This is a genomic window from Kitasatospora sp. NPDC057940 (genome assembly GCF_042887425.1).
Lineage (GTDB): Bacteria > Actinomycetota > Actinomycetes > Streptomycetales > Streptomycetaceae > Kitasatospora.
This window is the reverse complement of the sequence record NZ_JBHVPH010000002.1, coordinates 157,863-182,644: the sequence shown is the minus strand read 5'-3', so window position 1 is coordinate 182,644 and position 24,782 is coordinate 157,863. Positions and strand designations below refer to the sequence as shown.

Annotated in this window: 30 protein-coding genes; 8 read left to right on the top strand and 22 right to left on the bottom strand. The window is 71.0% G+C overall.

Going from position 1 to position 24,782, the window contains the following annotated elements:
- Positions 1-95: 95 nt before the first annotated feature.
- Positions 96-932, top strand: coding sequence for a helix-turn-helix domain-containing protein (locus ACFVTF_RS04350; RefSeq protein ID WP_387808789.1), 837 nt, complete (start codon positions 96-98; stop codon positions 930-932).
- Positions 933-1,034: 102 nt separating this feature from the next.
- The gene (locus ACFVTF_RS04345; protein ID WP_387808786.1) at positions 1,035-1,727 is read left to right on the top strand and encodes an SDR family NAD(P)-dependent oxidoreductase; all 693 of its coding nucleotides are present in this window, start codon (positions 1,035-1,037) and stop codon (positions 1,725-1,727) included.
- 279 nt (positions 1,728-2,006) lie between these two features.
- Here ACFVTF_RS04345 and ACFVTF_RS04340 read toward each other — a convergent pair whose 3' ends face one another.
- Genes ACFVTF_RS04340 through ACFVTF_RS04325 form a run of 4 tightly spaced genes read right to left on the bottom strand, consistent with a single transcriptional unit; the run spans position 2,007 to position 4,130 of the window.
- A complete protein-coding gene (locus ACFVTF_RS04340) occupies positions 2,007-2,483 on the bottom strand; it encodes a hypothetical protein (protein ID WP_387808783.1) in 477 nt (158 codons plus the stop codon).
- A 40-nt stretch (positions 2,484-2,523) separates the two neighbouring features.
- On the bottom strand, positions 2,524-2,973 hold the full coding sequence (locus ACFVTF_RS04335) for a transposase (RefSeq protein ID WP_387808780.1): 450 nt from the start codon (positions 2,971-2,973) through the stop codon (positions 2,524-2,526).
- 42 nt (positions 2,974-3,015) lie between these two features.
- A complete protein-coding gene (locus ACFVTF_RS04330) occupies positions 3,016-3,174 on the bottom strand; it encodes a hypothetical protein (RefSeq protein WP_387808777.1) in 159 nt (52 codons plus the stop codon).
- A complete protein-coding gene (locus ACFVTF_RS04325) occupies positions 3,171-4,130 on the bottom strand; it encodes an ISL3 family transposase (protein ID WP_387808774.1) in 960 nt (319 codons plus the stop codon). The genes ACFVTF_RS04330 and ACFVTF_RS04325 overlap by 4 nt, the downstream gene beginning before the upstream one ends.
- 243 nt (positions 4,131-4,373) lie before the next feature.
- Between ACFVTF_RS04325 and ACFVTF_RS04320 the strand changes: the two genes are divergently transcribed.
- Entirely contained in the window at positions 4,374-5,489 is a 1,116-nt protein-coding gene (locus ACFVTF_RS04320; RefSeq protein ID WP_387808771.1) for a hypothetical protein, read from the top strand.
- A 134-nt stretch (positions 5,490-5,623) separates the two neighbouring features.
- On the opposite strand, the gene ACFVTF_RS04315 is transcribed toward ACFVTF_RS04320, so the two are convergent.
- Positions 5,624-6,052, bottom strand: coding sequence for a DUF4240 domain-containing protein (locus ACFVTF_RS04315; RefSeq protein WP_387808769.1), 429 nt, complete (start codon positions 6,050-6,052; stop codon positions 5,624-5,626).
- Positions 6,053-6,202: 150 nt separating this feature from the next.
- On the opposite strand from ACFVTF_RS04315, the gene ACFVTF_RS04310 reads away from it, so the two are divergent.
- Positions 6,203-6,346 carry a hypothetical protein gene (locus tag ACFVTF_RS04310; RefSeq protein ID WP_387808766.1) on the top strand — a complete coding sequence of 48 codons (144 nt, stop codon included), beginning with the start codon at positions 6,203-6,205 and terminating at the stop codon, positions 6,344-6,346.
- A gap of 68 nt (positions 6,347-6,414) precedes the next feature.
- On the opposite strand, the gene ACFVTF_RS04305 is transcribed toward ACFVTF_RS04310, so the two are convergent.
- From ACFVTF_RS04305 to ACFVTF_RS04295, 3 genes are all read right to left on the bottom strand, one after another.
- Positions 6,415-7,791, bottom strand: coding sequence for a hypothetical protein (locus ACFVTF_RS04305; RefSeq protein ID WP_387808763.1), 1,377 nt, complete (start codon positions 7,789-7,791; stop codon positions 6,415-6,417).
- A 124-nt stretch (positions 7,792-7,915) separates the two neighbouring features.
- A complete protein-coding gene (locus ACFVTF_RS04300; RefSeq protein ID WP_387808760.1) occupies positions 7,916-8,494 on the bottom strand; it encodes a TetR/AcrR family transcriptional regulator in 579 nt (192 codons plus the stop codon).
- Positions 8,495-8,592: 98 nt separating this feature from the next.
- Complete coding sequence (locus tag ACFVTF_RS04295) at positions 8,593-10,137, bottom strand: FAD-dependent monooxygenase (RefSeq protein ID WP_387808757.1); 1,545 nt, start codon at positions 10,135-10,137, stop codon at positions 8,593-8,595.
- Positions 10,138-10,205: 68 nt separating this feature from the next.
- Here ACFVTF_RS04295 and ACFVTF_RS04290 point away from each other — a divergent pair, with 68 nt between their 5' ends.
- From ACFVTF_RS04290 to ACFVTF_RS04275, 4 genes are all read left to right on the top strand, one after another.
- Complete coding sequence (locus tag ACFVTF_RS04290; protein ID WP_387808755.1) at positions 10,206-10,835, top strand: TetR family transcriptional regulator; 630 nt, start codon at positions 10,206-10,208, stop codon at positions 10,833-10,835.
- 187 nt (positions 10,836-11,022) lie between these two features.
- A complete protein-coding gene (locus ACFVTF_RS04285; RefSeq protein WP_387809584.1) occupies positions 11,023-12,426 on the top strand; it encodes an SMI1/KNR4 family protein in 1,404 nt (467 codons plus the stop codon).
- Positions 12,427-12,704: 278 nt separating this feature from the next.
- Positions 12,705-13,301 (top strand): leucine-rich repeat domain-containing protein, encoded by a 597-nt coding sequence (locus ACFVTF_RS04280; RefSeq protein WP_387808752.1) that lies wholly within the window; start codon positions 12,705-12,707, stop codon positions 13,299-13,301.
- A gap of 260 nt (positions 13,302-13,561) precedes the next feature.
- The gene (locus ACFVTF_RS04275) at positions 13,562-14,281 is read left to right on the top strand and encodes a class I SAM-dependent methyltransferase (protein WP_387808749.1); all 720 of its coding nucleotides are present in this window, start codon (positions 13,562-13,564) and stop codon (positions 14,279-14,281) included.
- Positions 14,282-14,427: 146 nt separating this feature from the next.
- Here the strand turns inward: ACFVTF_RS04275 and ACFVTF_RS04270 are convergent, their stop codons facing one another.
- From ACFVTF_RS04270 to queC, 14 genes are all read right to left on the bottom strand, one after another.
- On the bottom strand, positions 14,428-14,850 hold the full coding sequence (locus tag ACFVTF_RS04270; protein ID WP_331745092.1) for a hypothetical protein: 423 nt from the start codon (positions 14,848-14,850) through the stop codon (positions 14,428-14,430).
- A gap of 34 nt (positions 14,851-14,884) precedes the next feature.
- Complete coding sequence (gene folE / locus ACFVTF_RS04265; protein ID WP_331745094.1) at positions 14,885-15,475, bottom strand: GTP cyclohydrolase I FolE; 591 nt, start codon at positions 15,473-15,475, stop codon at positions 14,885-14,887.
- Between the two features lie 51 nt (positions 15,476-15,526).
- The gene (locus tag ACFVTF_RS04260) at positions 15,527-16,144 is read right to left on the bottom strand and encodes a PIG-L family deacetylase (protein ID WP_331745096.1); all 618 of its coding nucleotides are present in this window, start codon (positions 16,142-16,144) and stop codon (positions 15,527-15,529) included.
- Positions 16,141-17,004, bottom strand: a complete 864-nt coding sequence (locus ACFVTF_RS04255) for a 5'-3' exonuclease H3TH domain-containing protein (RefSeq protein WP_387808744.1) — start codon at positions 17,002-17,004, stop codon at positions 16,141-16,143. The genes ACFVTF_RS04260 and ACFVTF_RS04255 overlap by 4 nt, the downstream gene beginning before the upstream one ends.
- Complete coding sequence (locus ACFVTF_RS04250) at positions 17,004-18,137, bottom strand: glycosyltransferase family 4 protein (protein ID WP_331745100.1); 1,134 nt, start codon at positions 18,135-18,137, stop codon at positions 17,004-17,006. The genes ACFVTF_RS04255 and ACFVTF_RS04250 overlap by 1 nt, the downstream gene beginning before the upstream one ends.
- The gene (locus tag ACFVTF_RS04245) at positions 18,134-18,691 is read right to left on the bottom strand and encodes a phosphoribosyltransferase (protein ID WP_387808741.1); all 558 of its coding nucleotides are present in this window, start codon (positions 18,689-18,691) and stop codon (positions 18,134-18,136) included. The genes ACFVTF_RS04250 and ACFVTF_RS04245 overlap by 4 nt, the downstream gene beginning before the upstream one ends.
- Positions 18,688-19,635 carry a radical SAM protein gene (locus ACFVTF_RS04240; RefSeq protein WP_331745103.1) on the bottom strand — a complete coding sequence of 316 codons (948 nt, stop codon included), beginning with the start codon at positions 19,633-19,635 and terminating at the stop codon, positions 18,688-18,690. Before ACFVTF_RS04240 ends, ACFVTF_RS04245 begins: the two co-directional genes overlap by 4 nt.
- Positions 19,632-20,681: a glycosyltransferase family 2 protein gene (locus ACFVTF_RS04235; RefSeq protein WP_387808738.1), complete on the bottom strand. Its 1,050-nt coding sequence runs from the start codon at positions 20,679-20,681 to the stop codon at positions 19,632-19,634. Before ACFVTF_RS04235 ends, ACFVTF_RS04240 begins: the two co-directional genes overlap by 4 nt.
- Positions 20,666-21,109 carry a hypothetical protein gene (locus ACFVTF_RS04230; RefSeq protein WP_331745107.1) on the bottom strand — a complete coding sequence of 148 codons (444 nt, stop codon included), beginning with the start codon at positions 21,107-21,109 and terminating at the stop codon, positions 20,666-20,668. Before ACFVTF_RS04230 ends, ACFVTF_RS04235 begins: the two co-directional genes overlap by 16 nt.
- Positions 21,106-21,669 carry an SUMF1/EgtB/PvdO family nonheme iron enzyme gene (locus tag ACFVTF_RS04225; protein ID WP_331745109.1) on the bottom strand — a complete coding sequence of 188 codons (564 nt, stop codon included), beginning with the start codon at positions 21,667-21,669 and terminating at the stop codon, positions 21,106-21,108. Before ACFVTF_RS04225 ends, ACFVTF_RS04230 begins: the two co-directional genes overlap by 4 nt.
- An 11-nt stretch (positions 21,670-21,680) precedes the next feature.
- The gene (locus ACFVTF_RS04220) at positions 21,681-22,379 is read right to left on the bottom strand and encodes a reverse transcriptase domain-containing protein (protein ID WP_387808732.1); all 699 of its coding nucleotides are present in this window, start codon (positions 22,377-22,379) and stop codon (positions 21,681-21,683) included.
- Positions 22,380-22,623: 244 nt separating this feature from the next.
- Complete coding sequence (locus ACFVTF_RS04215; protein ID WP_387808730.1) at positions 22,624-23,337, bottom strand: 7-carboxy-7-deazaguanine synthase QueE; 714 nt, start codon at positions 23,335-23,337, stop codon at positions 22,624-22,626.
- A complete protein-coding gene (locus ACFVTF_RS04210) occupies positions 23,334-23,735 on the bottom strand; it encodes a 6-pyruvoyl tetrahydropterin synthase family protein (RefSeq protein ID WP_387808728.1) in 402 nt (133 codons plus the stop codon). Before ACFVTF_RS04210 ends, ACFVTF_RS04215 begins: the two co-directional genes overlap by 4 nt.
- Positions 23,732-24,448 carry a 7-cyano-7-deazaguanine synthase QueC gene (queC, locus tag ACFVTF_RS04205; protein ID WP_387808725.1) on the bottom strand — a complete coding sequence of 239 codons (717 nt, stop codon included), beginning with the start codon at positions 24,446-24,448 and terminating at the stop codon, positions 23,732-23,734. Before queC ends, ACFVTF_RS04210 begins: the two co-directional genes overlap by 4 nt.
- Between the last annotated feature and the right edge of the window lie 334 nt (positions 24,449-24,782).

Below are 24,782 nucleotides of genomic sequence, written 5' to 3'. Positions count from 1 at the left end.
CATGGCCGCTGCCGCGCGCCGGGGCTGGGGGACACGTTCTTCCAGGGAAAAACATGTCCTCCCGGCTCGCGCGGCGCCCTGGCACAGTGGCCGGTGTGAGCACGAACAACGACAAGCGCCGGGAGTTCGCCACGTTCCTGCGTGCCCGGCGCGCCGAGGTCTCCCCCCGACAGGTCGGACTCCCCGCGTACGAACGGTCCCGCAAGGTGGCCGGGCTGCGCCGGGAGGAGGTGGCCGGGCGGGCCGGGATCAGCGTGGACTACTACACCCGCCTCGAACAGGCCCGGCTGCCCGCACCGTCCGGCAGCGTCCTGGACGCACTGGCCCGCGCCCTGCTGCTGGACGACGACCAGCGTGACTACCTGCGCCAGCTGGCCGACCTGGCCCCGGCCCGCCGCCAGCGGCGTTCACGGCACCAGGTCGTGCCCGCCGCGGTGCTGGCCGTACTGGCCGACCTGCGGACCACGCCCGCCGTGGTCCTGGGCCGGTTCATGGACGTCCTGGCCTGGAACGACCTCGCGGCCGAGCTGTTGCTCGACTTCGCCTCGGTCCCCGAGGAACACCGCAACTATCTGTGGCTGACGTTCCTCGACCCGCGGACGCGCGAGCGCGTGCCGGACTGGGACCTGTCGGCGGGGGAGTGCGTCGCCTACCTGCGGATGGACGCAGGCCGCTACCCCAGCGACCCCAGGCTTGCCGAACTGGTCGCCGAGCTGAGCGCCGGGGACTCCGACTTCCAGCACTGGTGGACCACGTACCGGGTCTCCGGCAGGAGCTTCGGCAGCAAGCGCATCCTGCACCCGGTCGTCGGCGAGGTCCGGTTGGACTGGCAGGTCCTCACCGTCGCCCAGGAACGCGACCAGTTCCTCGCGGTCATGCCCGCCGCCGACGAGGAGAGCAGGCAACGGCTCACAGCCCTGAGCACACCGTAGGAACGCACACGGCGCGACCGTGCGGTTCCACCCACCCGGAAAGGAGGTGAAGGCGTGAGGAGCCCCGCACACACGAGGAGCCCGACGCCTTCACAGCACCCCATGACGACCACACTCATCACCGGAGCCACCCGCGGGATCGGCCTGGAGGCCGCCCGCCGACTGGCCGGGGCCGGACACACCGTCTACCTCGGGGCACGCGACCTGGAGCGCGGCCGGGAAACCGCCGAGCGGATCGGCGCCCGAGCCGTACAGCTCGACGTCACCAGCGAGGAGTCCGTCCAGGCCGCCGCGCGGTTGATCCGCGAGGAAGCCGGCTGGCTCGACGTCCTGGTCAACAACGCCGGGATCTCGGGCGCCTGGAAGCAGGCCGGCGAGTACACGGCCGACGACATGGAGAGCGTCTACGCGACCAACGTCTTCGGCCTGGTCCGTGTCACCCACGCCTTCCTGCCGCTGCTGGAGGCCGCCGACCACCCCGTCATCGTGAACGTCAGTAGCAGCGGCGGCTCCCTCACCCGCTGCAGCGACCCCGCCAGCCTTGAGGCGACCTTCCCGATGGTGGCCTACTGCTCGTCCAAGAGCGCGGTCAACATGATCACCGTCCAGTACGCCAACGCCTTCCCGACCATGCGGATCAACGCCGTCCACCCGGGGTCCGCCGCCACCGACTTCAACCCCCGCGGCGCCGTGTCGGCCGAGCAGTGCGCCAAGATCATCGTCCGGATGGCCGGCATCGCCCCCGACGGCCCCACCGGAGGCTTCTTCGAGGAGGAGGGCCCCGTCCCGTGGTGACCGTCGCGACCGCCGTGACCGCGGGGTCACATGGCTGACCGGTGGGGTCTCGCCCCGGCCACTCGTGGACGGACCTGGTGGGACCTGGTGGGCACCCGAGTGGCTTCGCGCCGGAGACGGATCCGTCCGTCGGCCCAAGGGGAGGTCGCCCAATTCGCCGTCTCCGACTGGCGCACCGGCGTAGCCTGGCTCGGTCGCCATTGGCAGGTGTCGTCTGAATTGTGGCTCTGGCACGAGTTCTGTTGAGGCGCACGCTCAGTGACTGAACGGCAAGTGTGTTCAGATCGGGTTGGTTCTGCTCCGGGCGTTCCAGGAGGCCAGGATTGCCGCCCGCTGTTCGTCCAGCCGGACGACATCTTCAGGGAGTGCCGGCGCGAATATGTCGACGGTCTCAGAAATGCCGCTTGCGGCGTCTGATGGGTGGACGTATGCCTCCCGTCCGTTTGTGAACTGTCGTAGCTGTCCCGACGGGTGCACGTTGGGGCGGGCCCCCTGGCAGCAGAGCCGTCGTCCCTCTTGCTCCAGCTGCCGCCGAGCCTGGGTAAGGCAGTCGAGGTAGTCAGCACCGCTGATCTCCGTGCATGAATCGGCATCGATGAGCGTAATGAGGGCAGCGGAGGGGGCGCCGATGTAGACGGTGACATGGCGAATGGCACCAGCTGAGTCGACCGTCTGAAGGGCTATCTCCTCGGTCCAACTCGGCCGCCTTCCACGGTCCGCGTGGGCTATGTCGTCCCGCTCCTGCTCATGAGTCATGTGACCATGATCGTCACGAATTGGAGCAGGCGGCAAGGAGTCACCCTGCCAGCAGGACGTGTTTCCGAAGGAGATCAAAGCCTGCGCGGCCGTACATCTGGCGCTTGAGCATTTTGATGCGGTTGACGTGGCCTTCGACCGCGCCGGAGCTCCAGGGCAGGGTCAAGCCGGCGATCACGGCGTCCAGGTCGCGTTCGAGTCCGGCTGCGAGTGTGTGGAGACCGGGGAGGTCGTCGCGTCGGACCGCTTCGAGCCACTGCGGTAGCCGCTCGCCCTCGCGCCCGGTGAGGATCTGGGCGAAGAACCTGACGTGGCCGGTGAGGGCGTCGAGTTCGGGGCACCGGGCCAGGACGGCTTTGAGCTGGAGGTGGTCGGTTTCGGGGAGGTTGTCGGGGCGTCGCAGGATCCATCCGGCGACGGTTCGCGGTGACGGTGGCCGGGGCTGGACGGGCTGGGTCGAGGTCCGCTTGGGGCAGATGTAGGCCCGCACGGTCTGGTAGCTGCCGCGGAAGCCGCGCGCGGTGATCTCCTCTCAGAGTGTCCAGGCGTTGGTGCAGCCGTCGTCGGACCATCGCTGGTCCAGGTAGGGCTTGAACTCGTCGAGCTTGCTCGGCCTGCCTTGCCACTGGCCCTTGAACAGCTCTTCCGGCGTCGTGGCGTCGGCGTATCGCTTGACGGTCCGGTAGGTCATGCCGAGTTGGCGCGCGATGGCTCGTCGGCTGTGGCCGGCGGCCAGGTAGGTGTGGATGGTGGCGTGGGTGCTCCGGGTGCGGTCGGCGAAGCGGTGGCCGGTCGGCCAGTGCGACTTGGGTGGCTGGTCGGCGTTGGACGTCTCCTCCTCGGGCTGCTGGTCCGGTTCGGGAACGACGGTCCGCAGGCAGGTGTGGTGGCGGGAGACGCATCGCTCGGCGGCCTCGCTGACGTTGTGCCAGAGGTGCCACCGATCCGCGACTTGGACAGCCTGCGGGGCGCCGGTCCGGGCGCCTTCGGCGAAGAACGGGCCCGGTCGCGGCAGACGACCTCGATGCCGGGATGCCTTGCGAGCCAGGCGGCGACCGTTGCCGCTTCCCGGTCCGGCAGCAGGTCGACCGGCCGCCTCGTCTCGATGTCGATCAGCACGGTTCCGTAGACGCGGCCCTTGCGCATCGCGTACTCGTCGACACCGACCACCCGCGGAGACGGCGGCTGTGGTTCGGGCAGTGCGTGGATGAGTCGCAGTACGGCACTGCGGCTGATCGAGACACCGAGGGTGTCTGCCAGCCTGGCGCCGGCCCGGCCGGCCAGCGCCAAACCGATGCTGGTCAGTGCCGTTCGCAACCGCTCCGTCCACCGGCTGTGCCGCCGGGTCAGGCCCGGCACCTGCTCGGCGAAGGTCCGCCGCTCGCACGACGCGCCGGCGCAGACGAACCGGCGGACGTGCAGACGCAACAGCACCCGTTGGCCCACGCTCGGCGTGTCCGTGGGAGAGCGCAGGTAGGAGCCGTGAAGCCGACTCGATCGGACTCCGCAGCCGGGGCACGACGCCCCGACTGCCGTGGACCTCACCTCGACCCGAATCACCTCGCCGTCCACATCGACCGACAGCACCCTCACGTCCGCGACCGCCGGAAACAGCAACGCCTCCAGCCGGACCAGCACCTCGTTCACGGGCCAGAAGTGTCAGCGACAGCACGACGGCACCCGACGATTTGCAGGCAACCTCACGAGGACAGCCAAGAAGATCAACACTCACGCAACGTGAGCTGCCACAGAACTCTGCCAGAACCCGTTCTCGTGAACAAAGCCAGGCTGGTCGGTTCGCCCTGTACGGAGTCGGGTGGTTGCGGTGTTGTCGGCGCACGCGCCTAGGGTGACCGGAAAGGTCATCGGTAGAGCCGGTCGGGAGGGCACGTGGCCTGGTGGAACAGGGAGCAGGGGGACCGGCAGCGGTGGGTGCTGGACCCGCTGGTGGGAGTGGGGCCTCTGCGGTTCGGGATGGACCCGCAGCAGGTCCAGGACGCGCTGGGGGAGAAGGGCGACTCCGTCAGGTTCCAGGGCGGCTGGAGTACCGAGGCCGGCCGGATGGCCGGCGAGCGCTACGACGAGCCCGGGCTTACCGCGTTCTACGGGCCGGGCCCGCGGTTGGCCGCGGTGGCGATCAGCGCCGTGGGTGGCCCGCTGGTGCGTCTGGGGGAGGTCGAACTGGTCGCCAGGACGCCCTCCGAAGCGAGCGCGGACCTCCGCCGCCTCGCCCTGGAGGAGCGGGCCGAGGCGAGGGTGAACCGGTACGGCGAGGCGGAGGTGCCGGCCTGGGGCGTCTCCCTGGACGTCGCGCAGGAATGGGGCCTGGCCCCCGAGGGGCACCCGCAGCGCCGGGACACGATGATCACCGGCCTCCTGGCCACCGGCCCCGAATGGGCCGAAGACCTTTGGAACGCCGGGCCGGTCGGCGACCGGCCCGGGCTGCACGAGGAGCCTGCCGATGCGGGGCCGTGGCTGGTGGCAGACGCCGAGGACCGGCCGCGCTGGTACTGCACCCCGCTGGAGGGAGTCGGTCCGCTGCGCTTCGGGATGAGTCCGCAGCAGGTGTCGGCCGCCCTGGACGGCGAGGTGCCGGCCGAGAGCCGGGGCCACCACCCCTTCCCGGTGGGCAGCCCTTGGGAGGACCAGGGCACTCCCGAGGAGTGGCACGTGAGCAAGGAGTACTACGCCCGGGCCGGGGTGAGCGCGCACTACTCCTACGCGTCGCAGGCGGGCAGGGGTTCCGCGCTGGTCCGGGTGAGCGTCCACGGGCGCAGCGGCCCCCTGGTGTCCCTCTACGGCATCGAACTGATCGGCCGCAAGCCCTCCGCCGTCGAGGCGGACATCATCCGCTACATCCAGGACCGAGGCCTGGACCTGCGCATGGGTTGCGGCGGGGACATCGGCCCGGGCGACTCCCAGGTGTGGGCACGGGCGGAGCGGGCAGGGGACACCTCGGTCAGCGCAGCCTGCTTCTGCATCGCGGACTTCGAGTACCACGGCTGACCTCGCGTCCAGAAGCCGATCAGCCAGTCGACGCCGGCTCCTCTCCCGTTCCACGCAGACGTTCAGGCGTGCTCACTCCGGTCTTCCCGACCGCCCGATGCCGGGCTGATTCGACAAGATCCGAAAGAGAGGTCCTAATCCGCCCAACCTTCCGTGTTGGAGTACGACTCATAGTCGTAGCGGGTGTCGCGATCCCATTCACGGCCAGTCAGGCTCTGGTAGGCGGTGTCCGGGACGTACAGCAGCGGCTCAGCCCAGATGAAGCCGTCTGCGTACGGCAGGAACAGGGCGGGGTCGTTCAGCACCGCCTCGTACTCGTCTCGACCGGCGGCCACGACGGCAGCGCGGGTGTAGAGAAACGCATCACCCGACACCCCGGTGCCGTACTCCTTGCGATCGAGTCGGTACAGGGCCCAGGAAAGCTGCTCGGCGAATCCCACGACTGCTGGCAGCGGGCCGTTCATCAGCCTGGCCTCCAGAGCGGCGGCGAGCTGTTCCGAATCCGGATCGGCCCCGGTGGGCCTGCACTCGTTGATGAGCTGCCAAAAGGAGTCCTCGTTCATGGCGGACAGCATGGACGACGGCTGTGACAGTCCAGTTAGCGGTACGACCCCGCCGGCCCCCGGCACGTGGAACGCCACCGCACAGGAGACAAGCCGAATTGCGCCGGGATCATGCCCTCACTCGGCCGACATCCGTAGTCCGGAGAAGCGGTGCTGTGCGGCCTGCAACTCGGTGAGGTCGTCTGTGCGCACGGGGTGGAGGACGCGAGCGTCCTCGACGCGGCCTTCCGGGCCGAGTTGGCGGCGTTCGGCGCGCAGAGCCCCGAACTCGCCACCCGGTACCGGGCCGGCTGACCTGTACCCGCCCCTCGGCGGCTGGGCGTCGGCTACCGAGGGGCGGTCCGTTCGAGGTGGAGCGGGTGTCAGTTGGTCTGCGGCGGGTCGATCCGGGCCACCAGCCGGCTCGGGCCGTTGCCGGAGGTGGTTGCCCGGTCGGTGGGATGGTCGGTGGGGTGGGTGACGGGACGGTCGGCGGGGTGCAGGGTGACGTTCTCCGGGTAGAGGCGGCCGAGCAGGGCCAGGACGACGAGGTCGCCCTGGCCGGTGGCGTCCAGGGCGGCGTCGCCCGCCTCCGTCCACACCAGCCCCGGTGCGCGCAGGGCCGTCCACACGTCCGTGGCGGCGGGCGGGTCGGCGGCCGGTGCGTCGGCGGGCAGCGTGTCGGCGCTGGTGGCGCTGTTCGGCCGGTGGGCGAAGCGGTGGCCGCGCAGGGCCTGGCCGAGGTCGACGTGGGCGGTGGCGCCGTCGTGGGTGAGCTCGATGGTGGCGGTGCGGGCCCCGTCGGCGACCGGCCCGGCGACGATGCGGCCGGTGATGCGGCCGGTGTGGGGCCCCGGTGCGGCGGTGGCGGGCGGCAGGTGTTCGACGAGGGTGCGCGGCGCGGCGTAGTAGTCCCGCACCTCGGCGACGTGCGTGACGGTTTCGTCGGCGGCCGGGTCGGGGCGCCAGGTCAGCAGGTACCGGGGGGCGGTCAGGGGCGGCTGGTCGAGGACGGCCGGCAGGGCGGTGCCGCCGCTCGCCTCGAAGCCGTAGCCGGCCGGACCGGAGGGGCTGGGGGTGCCGGGGGTGATGGGGGTCCCGGTGACGGTGTGGCGGGCGAAGGCCACGATGCTGGTGTGCCGGATCTGGCGGACCAGGAGTTCGGTGAGGAACGCGTCCCGGGCCGGTTCGATGTGCCGCAGCCCGGTCGGAGTGATCAGCAGCGGGACGTCTTGCCAGTTGGTGAAGGGCAGCAGGGCGTCTCGCAGCAGGACGACCTGGTGCAGCCACTCGTTGTAGAGCTGCATCGTGACGGGTCCGCCACGGCGGCCGAGGAGCAGGTCGGTCGCGGGAGGGGTGAGCAGGTGGCCGTAGCAGTGGCTGCGGACGACCAGAGGGCCGGCGGGCAGCGCGATCCGGTCGGCGAGCAGCCGCTCCAGGGCCGCGGCGGCCCAGGAGGCGAGCTCACGGCCGATCTCCTCGGCCTGCGCGCCCAGTTCGCGAGCGGCCGGGGCGCTGCCCGGGCCGACGGCCAGCGGCAGGGAGGTCTCCCGGGTCCCGAGGGCGAGGGTCGCGCGGATCTGGGTCTCCAGCACCTCGCCGTCGGCGGCGGTGAGGGCGTTGTCATCGATGACGCCCTGGAGCAGCGGCTCGGTGGCCGTGAAGAACTCACGGGCGGTCAGGGCGGTGCCGGCCGCGGGGAAGGTGTTCCAGCGGCTGCCGCCGAGGGCGGGCGTACTCGGGGTGGGTGCGATGGGCACGGGTCCTCCGAAGTGTCGATGGAGCGTTGCGATGGGGCATTTCGATGGAGCAGAACTGGAGCGCCGACTGCGGGGTCCGACCCCTTATCTGGATCGTGCGATACAGATTGCGGGCATGAAAAAATCAGTCGAGGGCGGTCAGCGCGACCTCCACGACGGGTGCGAGGGCGCCGGGGTCCGGTGTGATCTTCGAGGAGACCAGTAGCCCGTTGAGGAAGGTGACGAAGAAGGCGGCGAGGCTCTGCGGGTCGTGTCGCGCCGCGATCTCACCCCGTTCCGCCGCGACCCGCAGCACCTCGGCGAGCGCGTCCCGGCTGGCATCCTGCATGTCCCGCACGGTGCGCCGGATCGACGAGTCCTCCGGTAGGCGCTCGCAGGCGGCATTGACCGCCAGACAGCCCCGGCCGCCGTGTTCGGCGGCGATGCGGACCCGCTCCATCAGCATCGTGCGGATCGCCGAGCGGGCGTCCGCCCCCTCCTCCAGGCTGCGCAGGGCATCCGCCGCGAGGGTGGCGCGGTAGTGGTCCAGCGCGGCCCGGTACAGGCCGGCCTTGTCGCCGAACGCCGCGTACAGGGACCCCTGCCCGATCCCCAGGTGCTGGGTCAGGTCGCGTACCGAGGTCGCCTCGTAGCCGCGCGTCCAGAACAGCTCCATCGCGCGGCTCACCGCCGCCTCGGTGTCGAACTCCCGGGTCCTTGCCATGGTTTCACCGTAGCCTATCTGGATCGAATGCTCCAGAAAGAATGGCGGGTTCGTCGGTGCGCCACGATCCACGGCGTACCGACGAACCCGCCGGGGCCTCAGCCGAACCAGCGGGCGAGGGCCGTGTCGAGCGGCGTGCCGTCGGTGTCGGTCCAGGCGAGGTAGCCGTCGGGGCGGACCAGGAGGGCGCCGGCGCCGTGCACGTCCTCGTCGGTCTTCGCCATGACGTGCTCGACCCGGTCGGACCGGTCGCCGACCGACCGCCGCCTGCCGTCGAGGGAGAGCAGCAGGCCCCGGCCGGAGCACATCAGCCGGCTCGCCCGGGTCGGGCCGTCCTCGGTGGTCAGGTCCAGGTCGATCAGCCGGGGGCCGACGCCGGGGTACCGGAGGTCCAGGCCGGACATCATGCCCGAGACGTACCGGTTGGTGTCGGGCAGGCCCAGCAGCTCGGTCACGAGTTCGCGGACCGTGCCGAGCTCCTCGTCCCCGCCGGGGTTCATGATCACGGCCTGGGCCCGGGTGTGGCGCAGCACGCGCGCGGCGACGGGGTGCCGCTCCTCGTGGTAGCTGTCGAGCAGGCCGTCGGGCGCCCAGCCGCGGATCGCGGCGGCGAGCTTCCAGCCCAGGTTGACCGCGTCCTGGAGGCCCAGGTTGACGCCCTGACCGCCGATCGGCATGTGGATGTGCGCCGCGTCCCCGGCGAAGAACACCCGGCCCTCGCGGTAGCGCTCGACCTGGCGCACGGCGTCGCCGAACCGGGAGGCGGCGCGCAGTTCGCCCAGTTCGGTGTCGGGGCCGTACACGGCGTGCAGCGCCTCGCGGACCTCGTCGGCCGAGACCGGCGTCTCGCGGTCCGGGCCCTGTCCGGAGAGCCTGCCGAACAGCATCCGGTACAGGTCCGGGCCGATGGGGTGCAGGATCGAGTGGAAGCCGCCGCTCACGCGGGTGTACTGGCTGAAGTGCTTGCGCTCGGTGGGGACCGCCTCGGACCGGGAGGCGAGGGTGAGGTCGGCCGCCACGGCGGACATCCGGCGCTCCCGGCCGGGGAAGGGGACGCCCAGCAGCCGGCGGACCGTGCTGTGCCCGCCGTCGCACGCGACGAGGTAGCGGCCGCGGATCTCACCGTCGCCGCCCCGGGTCTCACCGTCGCCGACCCGGGTCTCACCGTCGCCGCGGGCCTCACCGCCGTCGGGGGCGTCGCTGCCGCCCGGGGCGCCGTCCGCGTGCCACGCGACCGTGACCCCCTCCGCGTCCTGCGCGACCGCCGTCACCTCGTGGCCGCGGAGCACTGGCACGCCCTGCTCGCCGAGGAGCCGTTCGAGGTGGGCCTCCAGCCGGACCTGCGGAACGTTGACCGGGTGGGGGTAGCGGGTGCGCCAGGGCCGGCAGTCCAGCTCGACCGGCAGGGTGGCGAAGTGCCCGCCGGTGGTCTTGTCGGACGGCCCCTGCGCGAGCAGCGGCTCCAGCAGCCCGCGCAGGTCGAGCACTTCGGCGGTGCGCGGCTGGAGCCCGCCCGCCCGGGACTGGGTGCTGGGCGTGCGCTGCTTCTCGACGACGACGGCCGGCACTCCGGCCAGCGTCAGCTCGTAGGCCAGCATCAGCCCGGTCGGGCCCGCCCCCACCACGATGACCTCGGTTCGCACGATGACCTCCCGAAAGACGGAACTGGGTGCAATTCTGCACTCAGTCTACCACAAGGTAGACTGAGTGCATGAATCAGCAGATGGGCCTGCGGGAACGCAAGAAGGAACGCACCCGGGAGACGATCGCGGCGACGGCGATCCGCCTCTTCCTCGACCGGGGCTTCGACCAGGTCTCGATCACCGAGATCGCGGAGGCAGCGGAGGTCTCCCGCCGGACCCTCTTCGCGTACTTCCCGACGAAAGAAGACCTCGTACTCCAGCGGTTCGCCGACCACGAGAACGAAGCGGCCCGGACGGTGCGCGCCCGGCCGGGCGGCCAGCCGCCGCTGGAGGCGCTGCGCGCGGCCGTGCTCGACGGCCTGGCGCGCCGCGACCCGAACACCGGCCTGTGCGACGACCCGGAGGTGATGGCCTTCCTCCGCATGATCGTCGAGACCGAGAGCCTGGCGGCACGGATGATCCGCTACGCGGCACGCGGCAGCGACGAGCTGGCCGAGGCGCTGCTGGAGGCCGGCGTCGACCCGCTCGACGCCCGTCTCGTCGCCACCCAGGTGATCGTGGTGCAGCGGGAACTGGCGGTCATGAACCAGGAACGCCTCGCCGACGGCACGTCCGCCGACGACCACTACCCGGAGGCCGTCCGGGCCGCCGAGCGGGCCTTCGCCCTGCTGCGCGACGGACTGGGGCAGCACGGGTAGGGCCCGGGTGCGGTGACCAGGTGCTTTCGGCGTCCGGTGCGGCGCGGTGCGGCACGGTCCGGCCGTTCCCGTTGGCCGGGCCGGCCGGGCTGTCGGTGGTGAGCGTCATAATCGCCACTGCCGTGATCACCGGATCCGCTGGAGGCCCTCGTTGCTCCCGTCGTCCCCGTCGTCCCCGTCGTCTTCGCTGTCCTCGCTGCACGACTTCGCGACCTGGGAGCCCCTGCTGCGGCTCCTGCGGACGGACCACGCGCAGTCGCTCGCCGTGCCGGGCGGCGAGGTGGCGGGGCTGATCGGCAGGCAGGGGTGGAGCGTGCCGGTGAGGATGCGGTTCCCGGGGCCCGGGCGAGCCATGCTGGTGTCCGACAACCAGGAGGTGCACGACGCGATCGACCGCGTCCGGACCGCGCTCACCGAGGCCGGGATCGGCGATGTCGCCTTCGCCGCGGAGATCCCGCCGAGCGGGAGGGCAGTGCTCCACCTGTTCGACCACGGTCCGGCCGTCGACCCCGGCATCGGCAACGCCCACCCGGGCGCGCTCACGCTGGTCGAGGGCGCCGTGCCCGAGCCGTGGCGGCGCCTGCCCGAGCCGGTGCCCGGGGCGAGGCCGGCCCCGTCCGTGGACCTGGCGGCGCTGGAGCGGACGCTGCGCGAGCGGATGCCCGACGAGACCGGCGCCACCAAGAAGGAGATCGCCGCCGCGGAGGCCCGCTTGGGTGTGGCGCTGCCCGAGGAGATCAAGGTGCTCTACCGGGTGACCGCCGCGCGGTGGTGGGAACACACGGAGAACGACGAGGACGCCGAGGCACGCTGGGAGGCGTCCGACCGCGTCGGCGACGCGCTCGGCTTCGAGCTGAACTCCCTGGACGGGCTCGTCATCGCCGACCGCTCGCGCTCCTCGTTCCGTTGGGAGCACGCGGCGACGGAGGCGTGCGTGACCTCGCCCGACGCCGTCGTGCAGGACCTGGTCGGTTCGCCCGGGTGGGTCGTCATCGGTGACACCGGCAGCGGGGACCTGGTGGTCGTCGACCTGACCCCCGGTCCTGGCGGCCACCTCGGGCAGCTCATCGTCCTCGACCACGAGCGGAGCGTCGGTGCCTGCCTGCTCGCCGAGTCCCTCACCGACCTGGTGCGGGACCCGGACCGGACCTGGTACTCCGGCGGGAGCCGGAACCTGACGTCAGTGGTGGCGAGGCTTCACGGCGAGGCCCCCGACAGCATCGAGGCGGCGGCCCACCCCGACCTGGAGGTCCTGACCCTCGGAGGGTGGCGCGGCGAACCGGTCAGTCTGACCCCTCTCGTCGGACTGCCCCGGCTCCGCACCCTCTACGCCGGCCCCGGCGCGCTCAGCGACCCCCGGGAGGTCGCCCGGCTGACCGGGCTGGAGTTCCTTGAGTTGACCCCGGAGGACTGGCGCTGCCTCCTCGACGCCGGCGCCGTCCCGCGCGGCTTGTCGGCCGCCGCCATCGAGGCCCCGAGCGACCACGACCTGCGCCCGATCATGGCCCTCGCGAACGAACTCCTCACCCTCTGGGAGCGCCCCCTGATCACGGAGACCGTCATCGAAGGCGACCTCGGCCCCCTGCCGTAGCCGTGCCTGCCACAGCTGGGGGAAGCTGCCAGGCCTCGTACCGCCATGGGACGGAAGATAGGGTGCGGATCATGAGTGAGGGTGGGGACCCGCGCGTTTTCGGGAACTGTTGGGCGGAGGCCGTGGGCCCGGTCGGACAGACGGCGGATCGGGATCGGTGCGCGTGCCTGGGGACGGGCGAGTCGACTCCGCAGCCGCCCGTGGCGTTCCATCCTGAACGCCAGGACACTGAGGCGCCGGGCTGGTTGCGACTCCTTGCCCTGATCGAAGAGGCGGCTGTGGACGGCCGCGAAGTGTTCAAGCCCTTGGTCGAACTCACCGCCGAGGAACGGCGCCAGGTCATCACCCTGCCACCGACCGTCGCGAAGCTCACCGCTGTCCGGCACCTGGTGCTGTACGGCAGCAACCTGGTCCGGATCCCGCCGGAGATCGGCGCGATGGAGAGTCTGGAGGAGTTCACCCCGTATACCTCCCACCGCCTGCACTGGCTCCCGTACGAGCTGACGCGGTGCCCGAAGCTGGTCCGCAGCACCGTCAGCAGCCGTGCGCTGTACGGCAACTCCAAGTACCGCCCGCACTTCCCGTCGCTCGCGCCGAGAACGCCGGACGCGGCACGGCACGATCCCGAGCGCCTGGACCCCAACATCTGGGGAGCGGAGGCGGTCCGGTCCTGCAGTATCTGCGCACGGCACGTCGAGCTCGCGGACCTGTGGCAGGTGTGGATCTCCCTTCCGGTCGCCACCGACGTCCTGCCCCTGCTGGTCAACGCCTGCTCCCGGAGGTGTGTCGACGCGCTGCCCGCCCCGGCCCGCGAACATGTCGCCACGGTCCACCGCGGCGGCCCCACCGTCGTCCAGCCGGCGGCCGAGTGGTGAGAAGTCCCAGCAGCCCTGAGCACCTCCGGTGCCTGGGATAGCGAGGCGGCCTTGCTGGGGTGCCGCTGTCACTTCCGCGAGGGCGGGAGGGTGGTGGCCATGACAGCAGCAACTCCGGTGGTCGGAGGGCCGGCAGGGTACGGACGGTCAGTCGGTGGAGGTGCTGGGTCGTGCGAGGTGCTTCAGCAGGCGGGGGCCGAGGGCTGAACGTCAGCCGTATTGCCATCGCACCATCGTCACCGAACAGGGAAGGATCAGGCATGGACCCCACCACGCGCCCTCCGGGCGGTCACGAAGCTGAGGACATCGCGAGTGCGAAGGAGCGAGGCTGGCGCGATCTGGTGCCCATCGACGACGCCTACCAGGCGGGCGAGATCACGGGCACCGAGTGGCACGCCGCTGTCCTGAACGTCATCGAACCGGCTTACCTCAACGGCGGCAATCCGCGGGCCCAGTCGGGCCACAGCGGCGACGAGACACGTTGGCGAGAAGCCCGAGGCCTGCTCGTCGACCTGCTCCCGCCCCACGGCGGAACCTTCCTCGACGTCGGATGCGCCAACGGGCACCTGATGGAGAGCCTGACCGACTGGGCCGCCGAGGCCGGGTCCGTCATCGAACCGTACGGAGTGGAGATCTCCGCGGCCCTCGCCGACCTCGCCCGAACCCGCTGCCCGCAGTGGGCGCATCGGATCTGGGCCGCCAACGCGATGGGCTGGAAGCCGCCGCGTCGCTTCGATGCCGTCCGCACTGGTCTGGACTATGTGCCGGCAGACCTGTGCGGTGCGTATGTGGCCCATCTGCTGAACCAGGTCGTCGCCCCGAGCGGCCGATTGATCATCGGCGTCTACAACGAGGAACGAGACCAGAACACAGTGCAGGACCTGCTCAGATCTTTCGGCCACAGGCCGGCTGGCTTCGCCACAGCAGACCACCGGCACCCCGAGATCCAGTACAAAGCGCTGTGGCTGACCAGCTCTTGAGGGACTCACACAGGTAGCGCCGTGAGCAGCCCTGGAAGCGTTGACGCGGGTTACTTCCCGGAGGGCCTGCTGAGTTTCTTCAGCGTGGCATCGATTCGGGCGGATGAGCTGGTTTTGGCACCGCCGGTATGTCCATGGCCTGGTGATCAGGTGGTGCGAGGCCTGCCGAGGACCAGGTCCGTGAACGCCTTGATGCCGTCGGCGCTGTGGCCGAGACGCCGAAGTCGGTCGATCGCCAGGAGCAGGGCTTGCGCGGCGGTGTCGTGCGCATGGATCCCGGAGAGGCTGTCGGGCTTGTCCTCACCGTCGCCGATCCACTCGGAGAGCTTCTCCACTCCCAGGTCGTCGAGGAGGAGGCTGTGGGTGGTGTGGACCTCGCCGACGACGGCGAAGACGCCCTCCAGCCGGGTGGGTGCCTCACGCTCGCAGCGCAGTCCGGGGGTCTGGGTGAAGACCTCGGAGTCGTAGGTGCAGCCGACGGGCGGAGAGGCCTTCAGCTGCTGCCAGACCTCGGCCGCAGCCGTGTCGGTGCCCAGTGAGGCCGTGAGGGTGAAGGTGTGGACAGGCAAGATCGGTTCCTGGTGCGTTGAGGACGGGAGGCGGTTACGCGCGGACGGGGAGCGCGAGGCGTTCGATTCGGGTGGCCAGGTCGGGGTCGCTCTCGGTGCGGCCGAGCCGGCACATGGTGGTAGTGCGGACCGTGGCGGCCTTGACGCCGCGCATGCTCATGCACAGGTGATCGCCGACGGTGAAGACGGCGACGTCGTCGGTGCCGGCGGCCTTGGCGAGGTCGTGGGCGACGTCGTGGGTGATGCGCTCCTGGAGCTGGAGGGCGTGGGTGTGGGCCTCCAAGTACCGTACGAGCTTGGACAGGCCGAGGACGTCGGTGTTCGGTACGTAGGCGATGGAGACGTCGAGGCGGAAGGGGAGCAGGTGGTGTTCGCACATGCTCCATGCCTCGATGCCGGTCAGTAGGACGAAGTCGCCGTACTGGCGTGTCTGGAAGGTGGTGTTGAGCCTGCCGGGGTCGTGGTCGAGGAATTCGGTCCACCAGTCGGCGAACCGGCGGGGCGTGTCCTTGAGGCCGTCGCGGTCGGGGTCTTCTCCGAGGGCGAGCAGTAGCTCGCGGGCGAGCGCTTCGACGCGCGGACGGTCGACGGGCCGGCGCGTGGATTGCTCGGGTATGGACGTCATGGTCGTCCCCTTGGGGTGAGTTGACGGTACAGGGGCTGCTGGAGCCAAGCGTCAGAGGTGGGTGGCGCCCGGCAGGCAGCCGAGGATCGGCACGGCGGTGAACGCCTCCGCGTACCGGGTTCCGATGCGGGCGCCCCAGAGTCGGCCGAGGTTCTCGGCCATGGGCCCGAAGTGCTGCTCGATCGGCTGGCTCGCGTGCTCGCGCAGCGCGGCCATCTTGGTGTCGAAGGTCGCGGTGGCGTCCACGATCACGTCGGCGTGCACCGGTCCGTCGAGGGTGAGGGAGTTGTAGGTGTCGCAGGTGTAGAAGCGGTTCGGACTGCCAGTGGCGATCCGGGGCTCGGGGACGGCCCCGAGCACGACGGCAGCCACCGCCCGGTGCTCGGGGTGAACGTCGCCCAGCGGATGGGTGATGACGATGTCCGGCCGCTTTTCCAGCAGTAGTTGCTGCACGGAGGCGTGGTCGAGCCGGGGTGCGTGGTGCAGGTCGGCGCCGAGGGCGGCGGCGCCCTTGCGGGCCTCGGCGTCGCGGACTTCGTCGCGGTGCGGGACGGCGATGGTGACGGCGGCGTACTTGGCGTGGAGGGCGAGGGTGGCGCCGGCCCACAGCTCGGCGTCGTCGGGGTGCGCGAAGGCGGCCAGGACCGAGCCCGGTACGGAACCGGTCACCACAGCCCGAGCTTCTCGACGACCTCGGCGGGCTTCGGCAGCTGGGGGCTCGCCTGGCCGCTGGGGGCGATGGGCACGTCCAGGTCGCGGCGCACCGTGATCATCGCCTCCCAACGCAGCACGTCGGCCCAGGCTGTGGTGATTGCTGTGCCCTTGGCGCCGGTCAGCCGTCCGGAGCCGGGCAGGTCGCGCAGCCGCATGCCGTCATGCAGCAGGGCGGAGGCGACCTTTGGGCCGACGCCATGTACACCGGGGATGTTGTCGGACTTGTCGCCGGTCAGGGCGCGGAAGGCCGGCCACTGGGCGGGGGTGACACCGTACCGGGTGACGACCTCGTCGGCGGTGATGATCCGCTGGGCCGACTTCCGGGAGCGGTTGAGGATGCGTACGCGATCGTCGAGGAGCTGGTAGAAGTCCATGTCCCGCGACATGATCAGGACCGGCCGGGAGGCCGCCGTCTGGGTGGCGAGGGTGGCGATGACGTCGTCGGCCTCGGCGTTCTCGACCTCGGCCCACCGGATCCCGTGCGCGTCCAGGCCGTCCTTGACCGGCGCGAGGAACTGCAGCGGCTTGAGCGCCTCCGGTGTCGCCTCCCGGTTCGCCTTGTACTCCTGGTCGGTGGCCGTGCGCTCGGCGGAGCCGTGCTCGCCGTCGAAGACGACCAGGACCTCGGGCTCCACGACGTCGACATCGTCACGGATTGCGGCGCGCAGCAGGGCGAAGAAGGCGAACAGGCCGGTCAATTCGCGGCTCTTGTCGCGGGAGTGGATCGGTGCGGGGAAGCCGAAGGTGCCGGCCCACAGTAGGTTGAATCCGTCGACGAGCAGCAACGGGGCAGGGGTTGCTGGGGTTTCGGGCATCACGACACCGCTTCCAGGAAGAAGTCAGCGATTCGGCGGGGCTTGAACTGGGCCGCTCGCCGATACACGGTCTGTGTAGTCGCGGCGTACAGTATGTCATCTTCCAGAAGGCTTTGTGTCGCCCTGTGGAGGGCGGCCGGGCCTTCGTCGTGGTCGACGAGGAGGTGGTCGCCGTGGCCGGTCGGGCCGATGAGGGCGGGCAGGTTGCCGACTCGGTAGGCGACGACGGGGGTGCCGACGCTCATCGCCTCCAGCGCCACCAGGCCGAAGGTCTCCTTGTGGCTGGGGACGATCACCACGGCGGCTCCGGCGAGCCAGGGCAGTACCTCGTCCCAGGCCAGCGCTCCGCGCAGGTGGACACCCGGGGCGCGGGCGGCCGCCTTGCGGCAGCTGTTGAGGAGCTTGGACTGCGACCCTGCGTTGGCCTCGAATCCGGCCTCGGCGAGGGCCACTTCGATCGGTCGGCTCCATCCGGAGGCGGCCTTCAGCAGGTCGAGCACGCCTTTCTCAGGCCCGAGCCGTGCGAGAATGCGCACCGGGCCGCTGCGGCGCAGCTCCTCTCGCCGGGACGGCGTGGGTGGGACCACGGCGGGGTCGGGTAGGAGCGCGTTGGGGACGACGCGGAGGTTGCGTGGGTCCCAGCCGGCCAGCTCGTCGCGGACGACCGCAGAGGGCACGAGGACACGGCTGGCGCGGGCGAGCGCGGGCCCGGCGTCGAGGGGGTGCGGCTTGACGTGGGCGGCGAGGGTTCGGCGGACGTGGCCGGGGATGTCGCCGCGCAGGCGGCCGAGCCCCCACAGCGCGTCGGTGAACAGGACGGTGTCGATGCGGTGCTCGGTCACCAGGTCCCGGATCTGCCGGGTCAGCGTGGTGTCCTGGTAAATGATGGCCCGGCGCAACATGTCGTCGTCGCAGGGGAAGTGCACGTCGTCGAGGCGAAGCCGAGCGATGGTGACGCCGGGGAGGTCGGGGCTTTCGGGCTGGGGTGCGGCGGTGGCGATGACGGGCCGGTGGCCGTTCTGGGCGAGGCCGAGGGCCAGCGCGGCCGTCGCGCGTTCGATGCCGGCCGGGGCGTCCGGGGTCCAGGAGATGAGGACCAGCAGGACACCGCGGGCGGCGGGGCGGGTGATCACCGGGCGCTCACCCACCGCAGCGTCGGGACGGGGTGGGTCTGGCCGTGGTGCGGTGTCTCCCAGGGAAAAACGACCCAGTCGTTGACGGTCCAGGCCCACCGATCGGGCTTATGCATACAGCCTTGGTTGCGGAACAGCGCCGCCGTCATGATCTCGGCGTCGTCGTCGAGCCGGTGGCTCAGCGCATCGGCGACGGCGGCAAACGTCGCTCCGGTGCCGGCGATGTCGTCGACGAGGAGTACCGTCCCGGTGAAGCGCTCGGGCAGCGCGTCCGCGAACAGGACCTCGACCTTGCCGGTGGCCTGCTGAAACGGCGCGTCGCTCTTGTTGTGCTTGGCGGTGACGGAGTGGAAGGGCACCTTGAGGTAGTCGGCCATGAGGCGGGCCGGTTTGATCCCGCCGGAGGCGATGCCGATCACGCAGGAGACATCCTGGTCGATCCCGACGACGGACTCGGCGATCATCCGGGCCGCGTCGAAGCACTGGTAGTGCGTCGGGGCAAACGGCACGCGTTGTGCGAATACCCGCCGCTCGGCGTAGGGGGTGTCGGTCACGAGGTGCTCCCGGAGGTGGGCAGGCACAGGTCGGCCGGTCCGGTGACGGGGACGGACGCGGAGATGCCAGTGGCGCCTCGGGTGTTGCGCCAGGCGTAGCCGTCGGCGCGCAGGACGGTGAAGCCGCCCGCGCTGGTGCGGGTGCGCAGCCGGACCCGGACGCCGTCGGGGACGGTGAGCGGAGCGACGGTCTCCTGGGCCTGCTCGTCGGTGAGCATCTGTTCGGCGGCGAGGGCGGCGCCGGAGCCGATGGGGAGCATCTGGAGGAAGGTCACTCCGCCGGCGCCGAGTTGGGCGGCGCGGTCCAGCAATTCCTGGGCCTCGTGCTTGTTGGACTGCATGAGGACCATCTGGAGCTGGACGAACAGGCCTTCGTCGACGGCGGCGCGGATGCCCGCGACGGCGCGCCGGTAGCTGTCCTGGCCGCGCCAGGTGTCGTGGGTGGCCTCGGTGGCGCCGTCGAGGGAGACGCGGATCGCGTCGAGGGCGTCGGCGAGTTCCTCGGCGCGGCGGGCGAGGTGCCAGCCGTTGGTGGTGCAGCTGACCACGCTGGTGCCCTGGCGGCGGATCGCGAGGGCGAGGTCGGGCAGGTCACGCAGCAGCAGCGGCTCGCCGCCGGAGATGTCCACGCCCAGGATCCCCGAGGCGGCGATGTGGCCGGCGAGAATGCGCCGCTCGGCCGCGGTGGACTCGCGCACGCTCTTGTCGTCGAGGCACTGCGGGCAGTCCAGGTTGCAGCGCACGATCGGAGACCAGCACATGCTCAGCGGGTATTCGAGCGCGAGCGTGGAGGGGGCGGCCTCGGGCCAGGCGGCCACCTGCTGGTCGTCCAAGGCGATGCAGCCGGCGGGGATCGGCTGGGGCGGAAGGTGGTTGGTGCCGACCGCCGGGTCGTGCACGACGGTGGTGCTGTCGAATGTGGCTACGGCGAATGCGCGGATCATCGGGTGATCACCTCAGCGTCTGTCAGGTGCTTGTCGGCGGCGGTGGCGAAGGCGTGATCGCGCCCGGTGGGTGTTGGCAGCGAGAGCAGGTGGCGGTAGTGGGCGAGTGTTGCGGGCCAGGAGGCGAGCTTGGTCTGCCACTGGGCGGCGGCGTCCGGCGGGTCGAGGTGGAAGCCGACGGCTTGACGCAGCGGGATGACGAGGCATCCGGTGGCGATCAGGGCCGCACCGAGGTGGGTGTCCTCCATGCCCCAGCCCCGCGCTCCGAATTCCTCGTCGAAGCCGCCGACGTCCACCAGCTGCTCGCGCGGAACGGCGAGCAGCGCGGTGACGGCCATCCTCGGCAGGTCCCAGTCGTAGTAGAACCGCCCGTACCCGAGGTTCTGGAAGTCGTTGGTGGCATCCAGCGGGCGCCCGTCCAGTTCCTCGGTGAGCGTGATGCCCGAGTACGGTAGTGCCTTGCCCACCGGAGGCGTCCAGGTGACGCGGTGATCGGCCGCGAGGAGCGGAGGCCCCTCAGGCAGCAGCGGCCCGCCGCAGGGCAACGCTTGGTAGGTGACGTTGTGCCGAAACCCGGTCAGCACGGTGTCGCCAGCGGCACGCGCCGCGACGTCGGCGAAAACGTGCGAAGGCAGCACCATGTCCGCGTCGACGAACAGGACGGTCGGAGCCTGGGCGAGGCGGGCACCGGTGTTGCGCGCCGCCGCCGAGCCGCGCTGCTCAGCCAGGCGCACCGCGGTGGTGACCGCCGGGTGGCGGCGGGCGATGTCGAACGTCGCGTCCGTGGAGGCGTCGTCCACCAGGATCACCTCTACGTCGGCGGCGTGCTGCTGGGCAGCTAGCGCGTCCAGTACCGACGGCAAGGCGTAGGCGGTATTGCGGGCCGGAATCACGACCGACAGCGCCCGGCCGGTGGCGGCACACGCAGGGGTCGGCTGGTGCCAGCCCAGACTGGTGCGTGTGGTGAACCCGGTCGTGAAGTACTGGTGGGCGTTGGCCAGGGTCTTGAGCGTGTCCGCAAGGCTGCGCATCACGGCCACCTCCATTCGTCGAGCACGGCGGCGGCCTGGGGCCAGCCGCGAGGGTCGGAGATCCAGTGCAGAGCTGGGCGCTCCGGCAGGGCCAGGAGATCGGCGAGCAGGACCAGGTAGTCGGGTTCGAGGACCAGCAGCACCCGTTGGGGGACACCATTGGCGGCGAAGTCGCGCCGCAGCTGCCTGTCCACGATCAGGCGCAGCCCCTCGACCCGGTCGGAGCCGAGACGCTGGTCGTACGAGGCGATCAGGTCGTCCGCATGGACCAGGCCGTAGGCGGCGGACAGGAAGCGGATCCGGCTGCGGGCTTGCGGGTAAGCGGCGAAGCGGGCGTTCAGCTGAGGGGCGATGCCTCCGGCGTACCGCTTCAGGGCGGGCAGGAGACCGGTCCCCGGCGCCTTGCGGCGCGAGCAGCCCGCGATCACGAGGTCGCCGATCACGCCGCTCGCACCACCCGGAAGCCGATGCCCGCCGAGGTCGACTCGGCCGGTGCGGCGTTCAGGAACGTGCACCGGGCGTACAGCGGCAGGGAGTTGTAGGAACCGCCGCGAATCACGAAACCATCGCCGATGGTGTTCGAGGCGGTCCACTCCCAGCAATTGCCCGCCATGTCCCACAGGCCGGTCGGGGTCCGACCCTGGGGGTGGGAGCTGACCGGGGTGAGCCGTCCGCAGGAGTCGCGCAGGTTCGCCCGTCCCTCGGCCGGCTCCTCCTCGCCCCACGGGTACCGGCGGCGTTCGGTGCCGGAGGCCGCCCACTCCCATTCCTTCGACAGCGGCAGTCGGCCGCCCAGGTCGGCGGCGATCCGGGCCGCCTGCGCGTGGGCGACCCCGACCAGCGGCCGGTGGTCCGGGGCGAGCCCGAGCTGGGCGGGCGTGACGGGCGTCGCCGTCCATTCCAGGTCGACCACCCGCAATGGCTTCTGCCGGTCGCCGAACAGGCACACACCGCCCGGCACAGGCACCCACACGAGTGCGTGGCCGGCCAGGTTCGTCGTCATCGCTGTCCTCTTCATCCGGCGATCAGGAACAGGTCTTCGGCGTTCACGCCGGTCCAGACCTTGGACTTGGCGAGGTTGGGGCGCAGCCCGCAGCGTGCCAATGCCCCGGTGATGGCTCCGAGGGCCTCGTCGGCCTGCTCGGTGCTGTCGCAGAAGACGCAGTAGTTGTCCGCGAACCGCACCGTTCGCAGCCCCGTCAGCCGTGCGTCCGCGCGGGAAAGGCGCAGGTTGATCAGCAGGGGCGCGAGCGCCGTGCCCGGGACGAGCGGACACGGCAGCGGCTCCAGCACCCGCTCGAACAGGCGTAGGAAGGAGCCGTCCGCCACGTGCTCGGCCAGCCAGTCGGTGACCTCGGCCGCGCTCGACCCCTCCGACACCCGACGCACGTCCACGTCCGCCACCCACCGGAAGCCCTCCCGCAGGTACCGGTCGGAGTCGCGCAGCGCCGTGATCCGGTTCCGCCCGGTCCGGTAGCCCGAGACCCAGTCGGCGAACGCCCGCTGCTCCAGTACCGGCTCGACCGCCCCCCGCATCGCCCGCTGGACGACCCGGTCGGTCACCGTCGGGATCACCGAGGGGATCGTCTTGCCGGTGTACGTGGTGATCGCCACCTCGCGCAGCGGACCCGGCGTCCAGGAGCCCGTCCGCAGGTGCTCGGCCAAAGCCTCCAGCCGGCCGTCCATGCCCTGCCGGAACTGTGCCCAGCTCATTCCGTCGGCGCCCGGTGATCCGGCCCGGCGCATACAGGCCCGTGCGGCGGCTTTGAGGTGACGGGGTTCGACGAGGAACGGCATCAGCGAATGGGCGCGCGGGGAGCGGGAGTTGGCTATAGTAGGTCGTGCCTGGACGGCATGCAGGATCCCGCTCTCCTCCGCACCAAGTACTTGGCCGCTACCCAACACGCGCGGCCTCGGGGAGTCGGAACGACCGCGCCGTCCAGGCGCCTTGTTGTCCTCACCGGCCACGCTCGTCCTCCCAGAGCAGCGTGTGCAGTCGCGGGGTGAGGTTCCAACCGCGCTCCAGGACTTCGTCCGCCAGCTCCCGCATTCCGCCGAGGACCCTCTCGCTGCTCGTTCCTTCCGGCATGATCCAGACGTCGGGAAGCGAGAACGTCTCGACCAGGGAGGCGACTTCGTCGAGCTGGGCGGCCTTGTGGACGACGAACTTGAACCGAGCCCTGCTGCAGGCCGCCAGCGCCGCCAGCGCCTCCGGGACGATCCGTCGGTCCCCGGACGCGGCGAAGGCCTCCAGTTTCGGCGACACGTTGAACGCCGCGACCGACTCGACCAGCTCCGGCCGCGGGACGACGGTGCCGTTCGTCTCCACCTCTACCCGCCGCCTCGACAGCAACTGCACCAGGTCGACGAGCTGGGGCTGCTGGAGGAGCGGCTCACCGCCGGTGACCACCACCAGCCGCGGTGAGCGGGCCATCACCCACGCTGCCAGGTCCTCCACGCCGTGCCGCGTGGACACCTCGCGCGGGTCGAACCGGCTCCAGTCCCACGTCTCCGGGGTGTCGCACCCGGGGCAGTGCAGGTTGCACCGCGACAGCCGGACGAACAGGGACTGCTGCCCGATGCTGGGGCCCTCGCCCTGGAACGTCGGTCCGAAGCACTCCGCCACCAACAGGCTCTTGCCGCCGGCGACCTCACCGCCCAGAACGCTCACCGCTCCTCCAGCACGAACTCGGCCCAGCTGCTCGCCGTTTCCGACACCCGCACCGACGCCAGCCGGCCCGGCAGCGAGGGCTCCACGTGCTCCACGAACCAGCCGGCCAGCCAGGCGGCGAGGTTCTCCGACGTTGGCGCGACCGGCAGGATGTCGTTCAGCGTCCGGTGGTCGAGGGTGGTGTCGATGAGCTTCTTCACCGGGGTGAGGTCGCCGAAGTCCGTGACGAAGCCGGGCGGCACCAGCCGGTCGGCGGTGAGGACGAACTCCACCGCGTAGGAGTGGCCGTGCATCCGCGCGCACTGGTGCCCCTCCGGCAGGTCGGGCAGGGAGTGGGCCGCCTCGAACCGGAACGTCTTCCCGATCCGGTGCCGGCCGGGCACGACGACGCCGTTCATCGGGCCACCCCCGTTGGCGCGGTGGCGTACTCGGTGGGGTCCTCGATCCCGGCGAGCACGAACGCCTCGATCCGCTCGGCGCACGTCCCGCACGTCCCGCAGTGCAGCTCACCGCCGCGGTAGCACGACCAGGTGTCCGCGAACGGCACACCGACCTGACCGGCGACCCTCACGATGTCCGCCTTCGTCTGGTCGATGAACGGCGCCAGCAGCCGGAAGCCCTCGGCGATGAACCCCTCGTTGCCGACCCGGGCGACCTCGGCGAACACGTCGAAGAACTCGGTGCGGCAGTCCGGGTAGACGGCGTGGTCGCCGGCATGGGCGCCGAACGCCACCGCATCCGCTCCCGCAGCGACCGCCGTACCCACAGCGATCGAGAGCATGATCGCGTTCCGGTTCGGTACCACGGTGCTGCGCATACTCTCGGCGGTGTAATGGCCGTCGGGCACTTTGACAGCCGGGTCCGTCAGCGCCGAGCCCGCCAGCAGGCGGCCGAGCCCGCTCAGGTCGACTACCTCGTGGCGTGCACCGAGGCGGCCGGCGGCCCGCTGTGCGAAGTCGAGTTCCTTCCGATGGCGCTGCCCGTAGTCGAAGGAGAGCAGCGTGAGCCGACTGCCGGCGTCGGCGAGCCAGTAGGCGACGGTGGTGCTGTCCAGTCCACCGGAGGCGATCACCACCGTGTGCTGCGGGGGAGCGTGTTCAGTCATCTCCATACGTCTTCCTCGTAGTCCTCCGCTGTCGGGAGGTCGGAGTGAGTCCGGTTGTCGTACGTCCGCGTGGGGCCCGGCAAGCGGGCTGGCAACGCATGGACGGACCCAGACCGGTGTGGATGCGGGCACCTCGCCCCTGATGAGCTGGGGCGGAGTTGCTGTCGGATGGGTGGGGCAGAGGAGCTGGGTGGCTGCGGACGCGAAGCACACACGACGTACATGCACGAGTCGCACAGCGGGAGAGCCGATTCAACTGTCCGAGCTGGTCGGGAATCAGAATGCCTGGAGGACACAGGACATGATCAGAGCTGAGCTGGACGTCTTGGGACGTCCTCTG

What these genes read in the sequence shown, in the direction of transcription:
- queC (WP_387808725.1), bottom strand. Translation starts at nt 24,448, where the DNA reads ATGGAGATGACTGAACACGCTCCCCCGCAGCACACGGTGGTGATCGCC.
- ACFVTF_RS04275 (WP_387808749.1), top strand. Translation starts at nt 13,562, where the DNA reads ATGGACCCCACCACGCGCCCTCCGGGCGGTCACGAAGCTGAGGACATC.
- ACFVTF_RS04235 (WP_387808738.1), bottom strand. Translation starts at nt 20,681, where the DNA reads ATGGAGGTGGCCGTGATGCGCAGCCTTGCGGACACGCTCAAGACCCTG.
- ACFVTF_RS04255 (WP_387808744.1), bottom strand. Translation starts at nt 17,004, where the DNA reads ATGCCCGAAACCCCAGCAACCCCTGCCCCGTTGCTGCTCGTCGACGGA.
- ACFVTF_RS04300 (WP_387808760.1), bottom strand. Translation starts at nt 8,494, where the DNA reads ATGGCAAGGACCCGGGAGTTCGACACCGAGGCGGCGGTGAGCCGCGCG.
- ACFVTF_RS04225 (WP_331745109.1), bottom strand. Translation starts at nt 21,669, where the DNA reads ATGACGACGAACCTGGCCGGCCACGCACTCGTGTGGGTGCCTGTGCCG.
- folE (WP_331745094.1), bottom strand. Translation starts at nt 15,475, where the DNA reads ATGACGTCCATACCCGAGCAATCCACGCGCCGGCCCGTCGACCGTCCG.
- ACFVTF_RS04340 (WP_387808783.1), bottom strand. Translation starts at nt 2,483, where the DNA reads ATGACTCATGAGCAGGAGCGGGACGACATAGCCCACGCGGACCGTGGA.
- ACFVTF_RS04315 (WP_387808769.1), bottom strand. Translation starts at nt 6,052, where the DNA reads ATGAACGAGGACTCCTTTTGGCAGCTCATCAACGAGTGCAGGCCCACC.
- ACFVTF_RS04290 (WP_387808755.1), top strand. Translation starts at nt 10,206, where the DNA reads ATGAATCAGCAGATGGGCCTGCGGGAACGCAAGAAGGAACGCACCCGG.
- ACFVTF_RS04330 (WP_387808777.1), bottom strand. Translation starts at nt 3,174, where the DNA reads ATGACCTACCGGACCGTCAAGCGATACGCCGACGCCACGACGCCGGAA.
- ACFVTF_RS04240 (WP_331745103.1), bottom strand. Translation starts at nt 19,635, where the DNA reads ATGATCCGCGCATTCGCCGTAGCCACATTCGACAGCACCACCGTCGTG.
- ACFVTF_RS04210 (WP_387808728.1), bottom strand. Translation starts at nt 23,735, where the DNA reads ATGAACGGCGTCGTCGTGCCCGGCCGGCACCGGATCGGGAAGACGTTC.
- ACFVTF_RS04220 (WP_387808732.1), bottom strand. Translation starts at nt 22,379, where the DNA reads ATGAGCTGGGCACAGTTCCGGCAGGGCATGGACGGCCGGCTGGAGGCT.
- ACFVTF_RS04345 (WP_387808786.1), top strand. Translation starts at nt 1,035, where the DNA reads ATGACGACCACACTCATCACCGGAGCCACCCGCGGGATCGGCCTGGAG.